This window comes from Olivibacter sp. SA151, from assembly GCF_054130995.1.
The window spans coordinates 1854641-1867988 of sequence record NZ_CP096391.1 but is presented as its reverse complement, the minus strand read 5'-3'; the positions used below and the strand labels follow the sequence as shown (position 1 = coordinate 1867988).

15 protein-coding genes are annotated in these 13348 nt (G+C 43.9%); 5 read left to right on the top strand and 10 right to left on the bottom strand.

The genetic code is table 11. The features are described from left to right. The first annotated feature begins 57 nt into the window (after positions 1-57). The 3 genes from M1D52_RS07500 (at position 58) to M1D52_RS07490 (ending at position 4096) form a co-directional block, all read left to right on the top strand. On the top strand, positions 58-1833 hold the full coding sequence (locus M1D52_RS07500; protein WP_437392051.1) for an amidohydrolase: 1776 nt from the start codon (positions 58-60) through the stop codon (positions 1831-1833). A gap of 43 nt (positions 1834-1876) precedes the next feature. Further along, positions 1877-3241 carry an alginate export family protein gene (locus M1D52_RS07495; RefSeq protein WP_437392049.1) on the top strand — a complete coding sequence of 455 codons (1365 nt, stop codon included), beginning with the start codon at positions 1877-1879 and terminating at the stop codon, positions 3239-3241. 99 nt (positions 3242-3340) lie between these two features. Next, positions 3341-4096 carry a M17 family peptidase N-terminal domain-containing protein gene (locus M1D52_RS07490; RefSeq protein WP_437392048.1) on the top strand — a complete coding sequence of 252 codons (756 nt, stop codon included), beginning with the start codon at positions 3341-3343 and terminating at the stop codon, positions 4094-4096. Positions 4097-4440: 344 nt separating this feature from the next. On the opposite strand, the gene M1D52_RS07485 is transcribed toward M1D52_RS07490, so the two are convergent. The 9 genes from M1D52_RS07485 to M1D52_RS07445 all read right to left on the bottom strand — a co-directional run bounded on the left by M1D52_RS07485 (position 4441) and on the right by M1D52_RS07445 (position 10303). Next, positions 4441-4662, bottom strand: coding sequence for a hypothetical protein (locus M1D52_RS07485; RefSeq protein WP_437392046.1), 222 nt, complete (start codon positions 4660-4662; stop codon positions 4441-4443). Between the two features lie 55 nt (positions 4663-4717). Continuing rightward, complete coding sequence (locus M1D52_RS07480; protein ID WP_130856670.1) at positions 4718-4939, bottom strand: hypothetical protein; 222 nt, start codon at positions 4937-4939, stop codon at positions 4718-4720. A gap of 172 nt (positions 4940-5111) precedes the next feature. After that, entirely contained in the window at positions 5112-5555 is a 444-nt protein-coding gene (locus tag M1D52_RS07475; protein WP_437392045.1) for a DUF5675 family protein, read from the bottom strand. 263 nt (positions 5556-5818) lie between these two features. After that, a complete protein-coding gene (locus M1D52_RS07470; protein ID WP_437392044.1) occupies positions 5819-6370 on the bottom strand; it encodes a DUF6266 family protein in 552 nt (183 codons plus the stop codon). Positions 6371-6420: 50 nt separating this feature from the next. Then, positions 6421-7065: a DUF6266 family protein gene (locus M1D52_RS07465; RefSeq protein WP_437392043.1), complete on the bottom strand. Its 645-nt coding sequence runs from the start codon at positions 7063-7065 to the stop codon at positions 6421-6423. Between the two features lie 429 nt (positions 7066-7494). Beyond that, positions 7495-7803, bottom strand: coding sequence for a MerR family transcriptional regulator (locus M1D52_RS07460; RefSeq protein ID WP_437392042.1), 309 nt, complete (start codon positions 7801-7803; stop codon positions 7495-7497). Positions 7804-7849: 46 nt separating this feature from the next. Continuing rightward, positions 7850-8446: a hypothetical protein gene (locus M1D52_RS07455; RefSeq protein WP_013668125.1), complete on the bottom strand. Its 597-nt coding sequence runs from the start codon at positions 8444-8446 to the stop codon at positions 7850-7852. A 4-nt stretch (positions 8447-8450) separates the two neighbouring features. Continuing rightward, complete coding sequence (locus M1D52_RS07450; RefSeq protein WP_437392040.1) at positions 8451-9269, bottom strand: LytR/AlgR family response regulator transcription factor; 819 nt, start codon at positions 9267-9269, stop codon at positions 8451-8453. Further along, positions 9266-10303 carry a hypothetical protein gene (locus M1D52_RS07445; protein WP_437392039.1) on the bottom strand — a complete coding sequence of 346 codons (1038 nt, stop codon included), beginning with the start codon at positions 10301-10303 and terminating at the stop codon, positions 9266-9268. The genes M1D52_RS07450 and M1D52_RS07445 overlap by 4 nt, the downstream gene beginning before the upstream one ends. Positions 10304-10815: 512 nt before the next feature. Between M1D52_RS07445 and M1D52_RS07440 the strand changes: the two genes are divergently transcribed. Continuing rightward, a complete protein-coding gene (locus M1D52_RS07440) occupies positions 10816-11424 on the top strand; it encodes a Crp/Fnr family transcriptional regulator (protein WP_289552046.1) in 609 nt (202 codons plus the stop codon). A 216-nt stretch (positions 11425-11640) separates the two neighbouring features. Beyond that, entirely contained in the window at positions 11641-11916 is a 276-nt protein-coding gene (locus M1D52_RS07435) for a hypothetical protein (protein ID WP_437392036.1), read from the top strand. 63 nt (positions 11917-11979) lie between these two features. Here the strand turns inward: M1D52_RS07435 and M1D52_RS07430 are convergent, their stop codons facing one another. Further along, positions 11980-13332 (bottom strand): RagB/SusD family nutrient uptake outer membrane protein, encoded by a 1353-nt coding sequence (locus M1D52_RS07430; protein WP_013668131.1) that lies wholly within the window; start codon positions 13330-13332, stop codon positions 11980-11982. Between the last annotated feature and the right edge of the window lie 16 nt (positions 13333-13348).

Here is a 13348-nt window from a genome sequence, read left to right as displayed (position 1 = left end):
TTCTATCAATCGAAGCAGGCTTAGTTCCTGCTTTTGAATTAAATAACAGTTCACAACATGAATATATTTAAAACGCTACCTCTCTTATTTCTACTTTTCAGCTCTATTGCGGTACACGCTCAAAAAGCGGACATCGTTATCATTAACGGAAAAATCACGACGCTCAGCGATGAAAACGCAGAAGTACAGGCAGTGGCCGTCGCCGGCAACAAAATTCTACAAACCGGAACCAACGCTCAAATACTCAAACTCAAAACAAGCAGAACAAAGGTACTAGACGCCCGTGGAAGCCGTATTATCCCCGGTTTATTTGACAGTCACTTGCACGTTATCCGTGGTGGCCGCTTCTATAATACCGAACTACGCTGGGATGGTGTTACTTCGCTAAAAAAAGCCCTGCAAATGCTCAAAGAGCAGTCGGCCCGCACACCCGAAGGGCAATGGGTTCGCGTAGTAGGTGGTTGGAACGAATACCAGTTTGAAGAAAAACGATTACCCACTTTGGCAGAAATCAATGAAGCCACTGGCGATGTACCTACCTTCATTCTTTACCTGTATGGCAAGGCCTGGCTCAACAAGGCAGGATTGAAAAAATTAGCCATCAATGGCGACACCCCTAATCCCTTCCAGGGTTTGATTGAAAAAGACACCGAAGGTAACCCCACCGGGCTCCTAGTAGCAGAGCCGAACGCATCGATCTTATATTCTACCTTGGCAAAACTGCCCGAGCTTTCGCACGATGAAAAGGTAAACTCAACGCTGCAATATATGACGGAACTCAACCGCCTGGGGGTAACCGGTGTAATGGATGCCGGTGGCGGTTTCCAAAATTTTCCGGATGATTACGGCATTACCGACGAGCTGAATAAAGAAGGAAAAATAACGGTACGTTTGCCTTATTACCTCTTTGCCCAGAAAAAAGGTACAGAGCTTGCCGATTATAGCAAATGGACAGGAATGGTAGAAATAGACGATCACGGGCACAACGGTTTTAACGATGTAGATTATTATGTAGAAGGCGGCGGTGAGAATTTGGTAATGGATGGGGCCGATTTCGAAAATTTTCTTTTTCCCCGCCCCGAACTACCACCTACCATGGAAAAAAACATGAAGGAAGTACTCTCCTTATTGGTAAAAAAACGGTGGCCATTTCGTATTCACGCCACCTATAATGAAAGCATCACCCGCTTCCTGAACGTGATTGAAGATATTGACAGGGAGACACCACTCAATGGGCTGGTTTGGTTTATTGATCACGCAGAAACTGTAACAGATGAAAACCTCAAACGTATAAAAGCGCTGGGCGGTGGTATAGCCGTGCAACATCGAATGGCCTATCAGGGCGAAAGCTTCATCCACCGTTATGGCAAAAAAGGTGCATTGGCAGCTCCGCCCGTGAAACGTATGTTAGCACTTGGGCTACCAGTAGGTTTAGGCACAGATGGAACCCGCGTAGCAAGCTACAATCCGTGGGTGGCCCTGTATTGGATTACCTCAGGTAAAACCATTGGCGGCACACAGGTAATGGCAAAGGATAATACACTGGACCGAAAAACCGCATTGCGTCTTTTAACCTACGGAGGGTACAAGTTGATTAAAGACACGTTAAAAGGAAAGATTGAAAAAGGATATTTCGCCGACCTGGCGATCCTCGATAAAGACTATTTCACGGTAAACGAAGAAGAAATCAAAAACATCACTGCTAAGCTCACCATTGTAGACGGAAAGATAGTATACGGAAATGAAGAATACAAAACCGTAGCACCCGCTACACTTCCGGTTATCCCCGCCTGGTCGCCCGTGAATTATTTTGGCGGATACCAGAAAAATTAAGGTTTTAGCACCGTCCGAAGTTAAGTATTCTGAAAGTCAACGTATGAGGCCTGTTTTATTATACTTGTTCTTATTGTCTGTACCGATGCATATGCTGGCGCAGCGTTTTCAGCTGATGCGGTATGATGAAGATTATTCAGCACTGAAAGACAGTACAAGAACTTTTTACAACAAGATAAAATACATCCCTCTTTCCCAAACCGGTGCTATTTACCTTTCACTTGGAGGGGAAGTACGCGAAGAATTGGATTACTCCGCCAATGAAGACTGGGGAGAAATGCGCGTTGGCCGAGATGTTTTTTTGCTTCAGCGTTATCAAGTCCACGCTGATTTGCATGTGGGAAATCGCATTCGCTTTTTCGGGCAATTGCGGAGCGGTTTAGAAAATGGACGCAAGAACGGTCCGCGCCGTATTGACGAGGATAAACTAAATGCCGAAAATCTTTTTGTTGATTTTGTGGCCTATCGTAAATTGGATAAAGCGCTTACACTTCGCGTAGGCCGGCAAGAAATCCAATATGGCAGCGGTCGTTTGATTGACGTACGAGATGGTCCTAATCTTCGTCTTTATTTTGATGGAGCTAAACTTGCTTATGCATCACCAAGCTTAAATGTTGACGCTTTTGTTATGGCGGAGGCCAAAATAAACACCGGTTTTTTTGATAATAGCTCCACACGTGAAGCCAACCTTTGGGGTATTTACAGCACGTATATTATTCAGCAAAGTGGCAATTTTGATTTTTATTACCTCGGCATTAACCGTGCCGATGCTACGTTTGATGAAGGTGTAGCCAAAGAATCCCGGCATACACTTGGTGCCCGGTTTTGGAGAAGAGGCGGTGGTTTTATATATAATTTTGAAGGAGCCTATCAGTTCGGAAAATTCGGTATCGGCAATATAAAAGCGTGGACAGCATCAGCGGAGGTAGGCTATATGTTTGAAAACATACCGGGGGCTCCTACCATAAACCTTCGCCACGATTACATTTCAGGCGACAAAAGCAAGGGCGATGGTACATTGGGAACATTTAATCCCTTGTACCCAAAAGGAGGGTATTTTGGATTCAACCCCCAGGTGGGCCCGGTAAATTTAATAGACCTTCATCCTTACCTTGCATGGAATGCCGCTAAAAACGTAGCACTCACGTTGGATGTTGTGTTCAACTGGCGCTATTCTTTGCAAGACGGCGTTTATCGTCCCGATGGATCGTTCAACATGTCGTCTTCAAACTCCGCAAAAAGATACATCGGAACGGCATACCTCACAAGTGTATCCTGGGATATGAATCGTTTTTTAAATTTCAACATCGGCGTACAATACTTTAAAACGGGAGATTACATAAAGGACGTAATACCGCAGTATAAAGACGGCTTCTTTGCAAGTTCCGTCATCGGATTTAAATTTTAACCAAAATGAAAGATAAACCGCCCCTATCTCCGCCGTTCTAATACACAGAGTTAACATGCCTGTATTGCTGTTATTAACAATAATATTAAATCGTATAAAATGAAAAATCAACAACTCAGCTTTATTAAAGCAATGACTTTACAAACCCTATGGATGGTATTTTTCGCTGCAGGGAGCATGGCTACCTTTGCGCAAACCGTTTCCACAAAAACCACACAAGCAAGCCCCGTAGGGACCTCAAAAGAGTGGGGCAGTGTTGATGGAATTTCATTAATTGGTTTGGTACAGGGGCCTTCCGCTGCCGTGGCCGATTTACAAATAGCCTGTGTGTTTGAGTACACAGAAGGAGATATTTTTAATTCTCCACCTGCATTACCTGCTGCTCTTAACGGGTTAGTTCACCTTGACGAAGCACTGAAAGGTCAGCTCACCGAAATTCGTAAAACAGGTAAATTTGATGGGCACTTTCTGGAAACTTTTCTCATTACCCCAGACGAAAAAGTGCTAGGCGCAAAAAAACTATTGCTGATAGGGCTTGGTAACCGAAATAATTTTAACGAAGACATTATGATTTCCGTGGGAGCAATTGCCGCTCGTGAAGCGTTGAAGCTTGGTGTTACCAACATGGCATTTGCCAGTGATTTGAAGGATGCGGGTATTGACAGTAAAACAGCCGTGGTATCCGGAAATGTGGTAAAAGGCATCATCAACGAGTACCGCACACAAAATGGTTTAAAAACGCAAAAACTCGCTCAATTTAAACCATTGAAAAAAGTATACCTTCTTGCCGGGCCCTCGTTTTTTGAAACAGCAGGTAATGGCATCCAGGAAGCCATCACCGCTTTCAAGAATTGATAACCCTTGATTTTCTCTCACAGAATCTTTGCCGGGCGCACTGCTCGGCAAACTTAGCAGACAGTAAACTATAGTCTTTAGCTATCGGATTTCGGCTGTCGGATGTCAGTCAGCTTTCGGCTTTACTTGGTGTTACTGCTAATAAGGTTTATGCTATAAGCTCTAGGCTTTAGGCAGCACCAGCCATCATCAAATTGGCTCATCATCACATTGGCTCATCATCACATTGGCTAACCATCACATTGGCTCATTGGCTCATTGGCTAATTAAACCTCAACGACTTTTGCACCTGTTAATTCATAAAGAAAGTCCCCTCATATAATTCTATACAAGGGGACTTTCCGTTATTTATCAACTCGCGTATCATCTTTGGCCACCGTTGAGATGGCTGATGCTACAATACCGGCCGTTGCGAGGTAACCGGCGATGGTAACTACCGTTGCCGGTAAAGTAATCGGAGCTGTTAGTAAAGCTCCGCCTATGGCACCCAAGGCTAAACCGATGGTTCTTATTTTTTTAAAGAACTTCGGTGTGGGTGATTTGATTCTATCTGTTATTTCGTTCATTTTCGTTATTTGTTGTTCGTTATTTGTTGTTCGTTATTTGTTATTGGTTATTGGTTTACGGCTTATGGCCATTTTCCAAAAACTCCATCCGCTGTCGCAGTAAATTATAATTCGCTTTTAAATCTGCTTTCAGCAATTGTATACTCGCTTTCATGATGGACACATCCTGCTCCATTTTCCGGAAGTTACCATGTAACTGTTTTAAAAAATAAGCGATGATTGATAGTAATATGGAGATAAGGGTTCCTAATAAGGTTATTAATTCTAATGATTTCATTGTTATTTAGCTTTTAGGGGTTAGAAATTAAGTATAAGCTATCGGCTTTCGGATGTCAGCTATCAGCGATCAATAAGATGTAAGCTTTAAGGTATAAGCTCGCACTACTACCACAGTTACTTATAAGACCGTAAGCGATTAGCTTTATGTAGCCAAAACATTATCATATTGGCTAATGATCACATTGGCTAATGATCAAACTACTCCCCGCGGCAGCACATTCAGCTAATAAAGGATACACCCTCTTATACGCATCCGCGGAATGCAGTACCCGATAATCGCCGTCAATAAGCTGATAGTAACTTCCGGTTAAGGGGCAACCACGGGTATCCGTATGGTAATTTCCGATATGGAAAAACACCAAACTGAAATTGGGAATACCCCTGATTTCCACCATTCCTTTGTGCATGGAACTGTACCGACTTTGGTATTTGGCATTCATACCCGCCAGCTTATTCAAGCCGAGTTGATAGGTCCCGGCCGGGATGGCCGTTTCTCCCGGGATTTTTTCATCCCGTATCTTATCTTCCAATATATAGCACTGAAAGAGATTATTAATGTATAACTGGCCGAGGGTCGTGTTCACGCCTTCGGCGATTCTTATTAGTTTAATCATATCATTTAGTTTTTAGGGGTTAGGGATTAGGCGTTAGCTCTCAGCCATCAGCGGTCAGCTTTCGGATGTCAGCTATCAGCTTTATGCCGTAGGCTATAAGCGGTAGGCACTCACTCAAAATTCCTGCCTACCGGCAGGCAGGCATCACTCATAACTCAACACTAATAAATCTACTCAACCACATCCCTACTTAACTACTTAATCACTCAACTACTCAACCACTTCCCTACTTAACAACTCAACCACTCAACTACTTAACCACTTCACCATTCCCCCAGATAAACGCTTCGTGAAAAATGTTTCCAATCGCGCGTACGAAAGAGGATATACACAAGTACCTCCTGATCTTTCAATTGCGGAGGCAGTGTAATACTGACCTTTCCATCCGCCCGAATGGATGGTTCTTCATTGATTCCCGCAATACGCAAAGAAGGACTATAGGCACATAAGAGCACGCCATCGTCCGGGTTACCAAAAATGTAATCCGATCTTGCGTTAAACGTTGCTGTCAGGGTGTTTCCATCTCTCTTCAGCGCTATTTCGCGAGCGGACATTAAGGTTCCCTCACTGAGCAGCACCTTAGCCGGATTCACGTATTGATTGGGATACGCCCCTTCAATCGCTCCGCTAAGCACCTTTGACATTGCTCTTCCCATGGCCGATTTTCCACGCTTCCTGGTACTATAGGTGCTTTGCAGGAGTTTTCCCAAGGGCGCCAGAAATTCCATTGCGATCTTAAAACGTTGCTGTACAGCCAATCGTCCATTTGGTTCTTTTTTAACTTTCGGTAATTCAATTTTTGATATCCATTCCATTCTTTCTGCGTTAAGCGGAGGGCACGGTTACCCGTACCCTCTGTCACATACTAAGCAAGGTTCACCGTTCCGAGATACGTGCTTCTCGACACTTTCCTGCCCTGCCTATCGGCAAAGAAAGTCCACACATGCCCCTCACCTCCCAGGAAGTGATTGGGCAGCGTGATATCCACACTTCCATCGCCCCGTAAAGGTGGTGTCGGTGCCGATAAAAACTGATCGATCTCCTGTTGATATAACAGAATGTATACCCGATCGTCATTGTTGGTATCGTATAACGTATTCTGCGTAGTATCCCAGTTCACCGTCATAACACCGGCGTCCACCGTGACACTTTCAGAACCACCACCTGCAAAGAAGCCGTCGCTGATACGGATTTTACTATAATCCAGCGAATAATCGGGATAGTCACCCATAAGCGCCAGCACCAGGTTCTCCCTGAAAGCCGTGTTCATGGGGGTCATGCTGTCCACTCGCTTCTGGCCGAAACCGATACGAATGAACGCTGTGATGGGGAGCAGGAAGCGCATCACTGTACGGAATTTAGCCTGTTGCATCAATTGCTCTTCCGTTGCAGGTTTCGTGCGTTTTTTGTAGAGGCCCTTGATGTAGTCAATGCTCTTCCAGCTGCTGCCGATCACACTTCCCGCTTTACCTTTGAAGCCACCATTTGCTCCATTTCTGATAGTTCCCATTTTTTTCTCTTTTAAAGTTTAACCATACATTCCGCAATCATTTATACCGGTATCTCATGCGTCATGAGGCAAACATAAAGCGTAAAAAAGGGCTTTCATAGGCACCGAAGCGCATTGAAGGGAGGATGAAGGGGATATATCGAAAAATTGAAGGGATCGTGAAGGGAGCGATAAAGCGTGTCTTTAGGTCTTTTGTCTTCGCAGAGGTGCTGTGCCCACCGCCAACTAGTTAACTATTTCCCTAGGTAATATCTCCACAACCGGCAACCAACTCTCCTCTTTTTTCTAAACGTTATCGGGATTTTATCGAGGTGGTATCGGGACCTGATCGGGAAATTGCCGATAAAAAGCCGATCAGGAGTAAGTAAAAAGCAAGTAACCGGCAGCATTTGGTCAGAAATTGGCAGGTAATTAGCTTGCAACACACAACTAAAAACCCCAATACATCGTCCTCAAGCGTTCCACATCGGCATCCCGAAAATACTTCTTACCCTTTTCCACTTTAGCCACTTTGATCAGGCCCTTATGCTGACAGCGAAGTAAAGTGCTGTCACTAATCCCCACCCGATCCATCGTATAAGCCGCATCACGGTAAACGGTTTCTTCCTTTTCCTTTTGGAGAATGAAGCGTTGAATTTCGAGTGTATATTCTTTAAGCCCTCTCACTTCATGATAAAGTAAGCGAAGGAGATAAGCACACTGCGGGCATGGCGCAGGCCCTTTAGGTCTTGCGTTCATGATGATTTGATTTAGGGTTTATTGGTCTATGCTAAGGAGCTTTAGCTCATAGATGTTTGGTGTTGATTAGGTTTACAAGATCCATCAGCAATCTTCTCACTTTCATAACGGTTTTACGATCAATGGTATGGTACTTTTTCCGCAAGCTTTCGAAAGACAGTTTATCCTGCTGTGCTGTACCAATATGCTTACTAATAAAGAGGAAAAAGTTCCCTTTTTTTGGTGTTTCAATAATCTTAGCTTCGTGCATAATATGCAACAAGAAAAGGAGCTGCATGGCCGTTATCGACACCCTGAAATAAAGATCGTCCGCCGGTGATTCCTTTCTCACCAGCACATTCAGCTCTTCCCATATGTGCAGATAAAACTGGTATTGTTCCATGCCGAACATGGCACGCGTTAGCGGCACATATTCCCGATCATCATCCCACAACTCAATTAATTGCGCCCTTGCGGCCAGGCGATCCTGCATCCCTTCGAAGGTTTTCTGAAGTTGATTCAAGAGATCAGAAAATTGCTTTTGCAGCTCTAACAGATCGTCTTTACGCCATTGATCTTCCAGTTTTTCTTCTTTGAAATTAGCTAAAAAAATTCCGAGGCGTTCCAATACGGACGCCCAATCTTGACTTGCGTGCTGCTTCATGCAATTACTTATTTATAATAGCTTCTATATTCTCTTTATACTTGGCACCGATCTTAATAACGGCCCCGTCTGAGAGGATCACCTCATTCGCTTTGATTACGTTGATATGTGCAACATTAACAATATTGGATTTTGCGATGCGCACAAAATGATCCGACGGCAGTCGTTCCTCCAATTCCGATAGCGTATCGTCTACAAAGATTTCGCGCTCAGCCGTAAAAATTTTCGTACGCTTTAGGTCGGTACCGATATGTAAGATATCTTTTAAACTAACCTTTAGGTGTTGCAACTTACCATATTTTACAAAAATATTGCCACCTAAATCTAGTGCAACGTTGATTGGCTTCCCAAGCATCGAATTCTCTTTATTTACTTTAGAAAAAGCTTTCTTGATCGCAAAATATAAACCCGAAGCAAGCAGCCATAAAAGTAAAAACCTATTTACCATACGGCCTACGAAATCCCAATCAAGGAAAGCTTTTGCGGCTGAATAACGGATTCCCAAAGGATAAAGGCACTCGTATAAGTACAGGTAACTAAAAGGAACGGATAAGAAGAAAAACACCACTAAAAAGGTCAGTCCCCGGTACCAATTGTTCCGATTGAGTAAAAGCGGCAGAAAATAGAAAATCCCGTAAAAGATCGGAACCTTGAGGACAAAGGCAGCCAGCACGTAAACAACGTTGTGGTGAGGAAACTTGATGGCATTTCCGATCCAAAGTACCACGAAATAGACAAACCAAAAAAGCAAATGCCACTTCAAGAGCGGCCTCTCCCCCATTTGGAAGAGAAACCGCAACCCTAATTTTCCGAGCTGTTTCATGCGTACCACTCTCCATAAAGTTCGCGATAGGTCTTCTCTTTCAGCTCAAAAGCCCGGTAAGAAGTTTTATCCAGCAGGAAAAACTCATCACCCAGGGCAAGCAAGGCATGGCTTTCAGGCCGTGGCTGTGCGAATGTACGTACAGGATGATTCGATTTAGGAAAGTGGAAATCGCTATGCTGCGCATAGAGGTGCAGTGTCGACCAGTTTTGCCATTGTGCCGGGTAATGCTGCAAATAAGCAGCAAAAGCACCATAAATCTTCATAATGGCAAATTCAATAAAAAGGTGTAGTGGCATCTCTTGACGTTCGATCGCATCCAAGCAAATGAAACGAAGTTGCTCGTCCGAATCGCGAAAGCACATCACCGGATAAATGGGCACATTAAAACGATAAGCCATATACGGAATGCCTTTGCGTACCAGCTGATGCTGTGCTAAAAAATCCAAACGGACCGTATTTTCGCGGTTGAGCGCCTGTGCACCTTGATAGCCGTCCATGTACGTTACTACACTCTTACCCATTTGCAATTGTGTTTTGATATTGAACAGGATTTTCGGATCATTGGCACTCAATATATCTAAAGGCGTCGGCCGGCCAACCCGCCTAAAATCAGTAACCAATTGCCGAATAAATGCACCCTGTTCGCGTTGTGCCTGTTCGCCTATCAAAACCGCTAAAGGGACTGCCGCGCGGTGTAACAGGTAGTTGATGAGCCGATAAGAGCCCGTATGGAACGTGCAAATAATACCAGGTTTTTCCTTTAAGCGGACGGGTAAGTCTTCATCCCAACCATTGAGCTGAAAAGGGTGTTCGCGCTTAAAAAATTGCTGATCCAGCGCATTCCATTGGCGGTTCAATGTTGCTTGGCGAAAGAGTTTGTCGTGCTCCGCATACGGTATAGCAGGCATAAAATTAGTGAGATTGGCACTGAAAAATGCAAAGGCATTGAGTTGCTGTTTCGATTGTATACCAGCGCCATTACCTAACCGAGCTTTTAGCTCGGCCAGCTTGATTCTGTAATTGTTTGGCATCTTCAATAAGTTTTGGTTCATAAAATGGAAGCCACCCGCCGAGTTTTGCGGACGGCTTCCCGTTTTTAATTTAGATATCCCAGAATTCACATTCGGTAATTAGCACACCGAAGCCATAACGAAAGCACAGGTCTTTGAACTCAATTGGATTTTCCTGGATAAGGTTTACATTGAATGACATAGTTAATGTTGTTATTTAAGAGTCGGTTTTTACTATTAGGCACCGACAATTAACCCACTCAATAGCTATGAGATTTTATGATCACGACCCAAACATCAAACTTTTAATTTAAAAAAATAAATTAAAGTGCCATAATGCGTTTTATAATGACCGAAATATAATTTTCAGGGGGCGAAATATTACAAGTACACCCAAAGTCACCCTATTTCATCGTCAAATAAGCCATTGGCGCAGCTTCGAAAATATCGGTATATTCCAATGTCACCCGCGTCACTTGACGAAAGGCGAAAAAGGCTTTTCTTTGTCGGTTTCTAATTAAACAAACCTGAACATGTATGAACAAAAAATTAGACACATTGGAACAATTTTAAAGGATTTAAGTACGCTCATTGATATTCCACAGGGATTTGAAGAGAAGCTTATCCAGGTTAGTCGTTTAGTACATCAACAGCGACTTATGTATATTGAATATCCGGGCGAGGTAGGTGACGGCAGCTTATGGTATCTGCTGAGAGGTGTGGCAAGAAGTGTCGTAGCCAATAAGGAAAGAGGCGAATTTTGCACCATCCATTTGTGGAAAAAGGGAGATGTAATACTGCACACGGAAAGCTTACTTGGCAATGCTGACCGAGACGAAAGTATTCAGTTATTAGATGAGTCTATTTTGTTACAAATCCCCAACAACCAAGTGCAGCAGCTTCTGGGGGAATGGCCCATACTTTACGGCTTGATAAATCGCCTGGCGGCTTATCGTCGCAATAGCCTCATGCGTTATGCATTGTCGTTACGCTATCCAGCCATAGAGCGTATTCGCTTATTCCTAAAAAACAATCCGGCTATGCATCGGCGAGTAAGTCAAGCTTACCTAGCAGACTATCTTGCAATGGACCGCAGCACCTTTAGCAGTCTGCTCAAACAAATTCAAACGGCATCCGGATAGTGTTCCCTGCACAACAGGCAACTGTTCCGCGGAGAACATCACACACGTAGCGTTCCTACTAAATTTGATTTGTGAACGCGATGGTGCAACCAAAGCGAACATGCAATAAATCTAAATGTTTCACTAAACAGTTTTGGTACCCTTTTTTCGAATGGTTAGAAAAAAGTTCCTCCGATGAAAAAAATCTTTTCAGTATTCATCTTAGCTGTGGCGATTATGACCAGTGTCAGCGCCGCCGAAAATGAACCCAATCAGCCAAAGCGCGCAAATGTTTGGTATGAATTCACGCAAAATGTAGATGACGATCCCATGAATCCGAATAACTACACCAACCGTGGAGCCACCAATCCAACCGGATGTAGTGCTGGCAATCAGCTTTGTTCTGTTAATTTACCGGATAGCGGTGAGCATCCCAGTCAGGCAGATTTAGATGCTATCCAGGGTCAAATCGAAACCGGGCAGCAAACTGATGAGGTGACGTTCAAAAACTAAACAAAGCTCCTGTTCTGTGTTCTGTAATGAAGCCGGTAGCGTTCCCTGCTAACCGGCTTCTTTTTAATTCTGTACAATATCACTATTCTCCAAGGCCTCCACGGGGATGAGAAAGGTGTAAGCATCCATATCAGCAGCAAGTAAAGTGAAGGTTTCGCCTCCCAGTTGTCTCTTCAGATCTTTCTTAAATTGATCCTCCTTGCTCAAACGCCTTAGATCCGTCCAGCGAAGCCCTCTAAACAGCAATTCCTTTCGCCTTTCATCAAGTATAAACGCTAGTAAATCATCTCCCACTTTATCTACCAAAAGCATATTTACATCACCCTTATATCTATTCGGCAAAAGCTGTTCCATCCTTGCCTTTGCCTCAACTGGCCTACCTGTTCTTATAGCACATTCCGCACTCGTCAATAATAGTTCCGCCGTTGAAATTCCATTGAATTGAGTATATCCGTTTCCCACATAGCTTCCAGTAAAAGACATCGTACCGTTATCATTAGCGGTAAAAAACAATTGTTTTCGCATGTCATTTTCGCTATACGAGCCATACAACACTGTATCCACTATTGCATTATTAGGGAGTAAATTGGTTTGCCCATTCAATTGAGAAAAAAACAATACTTCTTCATTGTACGGTTCAAAAGGGTAAGGCCTGCCCGTTGGGATACTTTTATAGTCCAGTATTTCCCCGTGTAGCTGCAAAGCAGAATCCGCATACAGACCGGCACGTTCGTAATCACGCATGCTTAAGAAAGTTCTTGATAGCACGGCATAGGCAGCTGCCCTGCTTGGTCGCGTGGCATACATGGGCCGTTCGGGTGCAAGAAGCTGTGCTGCTTCCTGCAAATCTGCTATAATGCGATCATAGCTTTCCTGTACCGTTGATCGGCGCGATCGAGTAGTTATATCTGGGTTTAAACGTAATACAATACCCAAGTCGCTCGCGGCTGTGCCGGGGTCATAGGCTTTCGCAAATATTTGTACCAATTGCAAAAAGGCATAGGCCCGAAAAAAAAGTGCACGCCCTCTTAACTCAGTTTTCAATAGTTCATCTTGCGCCGTACCGGCTTTGATATCGTTCAGGTGAAACAAGGCCGTATTTGCGCAGAAAACGGCACGGTAGGCCGATGTCCACTGCAAACGGTAAACGGGTGTTCTTTTCCAAATGTAATTATCGCGGTATTCAGGTACGGAGAATGACTCATAAACAGCAAGCGGAAGGAAATAATTGTCGCCCGCGATTTCGCCCAAGCCGGGATAACCGCTATTCATATCTTCCGGTCTATCCAAAATAGCCTGCACATCCTGCAACGTACTTGGAACCGCCATGCTTTTATCAGGCTTTACATCCAGGTATTTTTGGCAGCCTGTTAGTACGAGGAAACCCATGAGTAAATTTAATATCGTTCTTTTCATTTCTTTTCGTGTTAAT

Excerpts from the sequence above, each read along its gene's own strand:
- M1D52_RS07485 (WP_437392046.1), bottom strand. The coding sequence starts at position 4,662 with ATGAACGAAATAACAGATAGAATCAAATCACCCACACCGAAGTTCTTT.
- M1D52_RS07475 (WP_437392045.1), bottom strand. The coding sequence starts at position 5,555 with ATGATTAAACTAATAAGAATCGCCGAAGGCGTGAACACGACCCTCGGC.
- M1D52_RS07500 (WP_437392051.1), top strand. The coding sequence starts at position 58 with ATGAATATATTTAAAACGCTACCTCTCTTATTTCTACTTTTCAGCTCT.
- M1D52_RS07480 (WP_130856670.1), bottom strand. The coding sequence starts at position 4,939 with ATGAAATCATTAGAATTAATAACCTTATTAGGAACCCTTATCTCCATA.
- M1D52_RS07430 (WP_013668131.1), bottom strand. The coding sequence starts at position 13,332 with ATGAAAAGAACGATATTAAATTTACTCATGGGTTTCCTCGTACTAACA.
- M1D52_RS07465 (WP_437392043.1), bottom strand. The coding sequence starts at position 7,065 with ATGGGAACTATCAGAAATGGAGCAAATGGTGGCTTCAAAGGTAAAGCG.
- M1D52_RS07450 (WP_437392040.1), bottom strand. The coding sequence starts at position 9,269 with ATGAAACAGCTCGGAAAATTAGGGTTGCGGTTTCTCTTCCAAATGGGG.
- M1D52_RS07455 (WP_013668125.1), bottom strand. The coding sequence starts at position 8,446 with ATGAAGCAGCACGCAAGTCAAGATTGGGCGTCCGTATTGGAACGCCTC.
- M1D52_RS07445 (WP_437392039.1), bottom strand. The coding sequence starts at position 10,303 with ATGCCAAACAATTACAGAATCAAGCTGGCCGAGCTAAAAGCTCGGTTA.
- M1D52_RS07440 (WP_289552046.1), top strand. The coding sequence starts at position 10,816 with ATGTATGAACAAAAAATTAGACACATTGGAACAATTTTAAAGGATTTA.
- M1D52_RS07460 (WP_437392042.1), bottom strand. The coding sequence starts at position 7,803 with ATGAACGCAAGACCTAAAGGGCCTGCGCCATGCCCGCAGTGTGCTTAT.
- M1D52_RS07435 (WP_437392036.1), top strand. The coding sequence starts at position 11,641 with ATGACCAGTGTCAGCGCCGCCGAAAATGAACCCAATCAGCCAAAGCGC.
- M1D52_RS07490 (WP_437392048.1), top strand. The coding sequence starts at position 3,341 with ATGAAAAATCAACAACTCAGCTTTATTAAAGCAATGACTTTACAAACC.
- M1D52_RS07495 (WP_437392049.1), top strand. The coding sequence starts at position 1,877 with ATGAGGCCTGTTTTATTATACTTGTTCTTATTGTCTGTACCGATGCAT.
- M1D52_RS07470 (WP_437392044.1), bottom strand. The coding sequence starts at position 6,370 with ATGGAATGGATATCAAAAATTGAATTACCGAAAGTTAAAAAAGAACCA.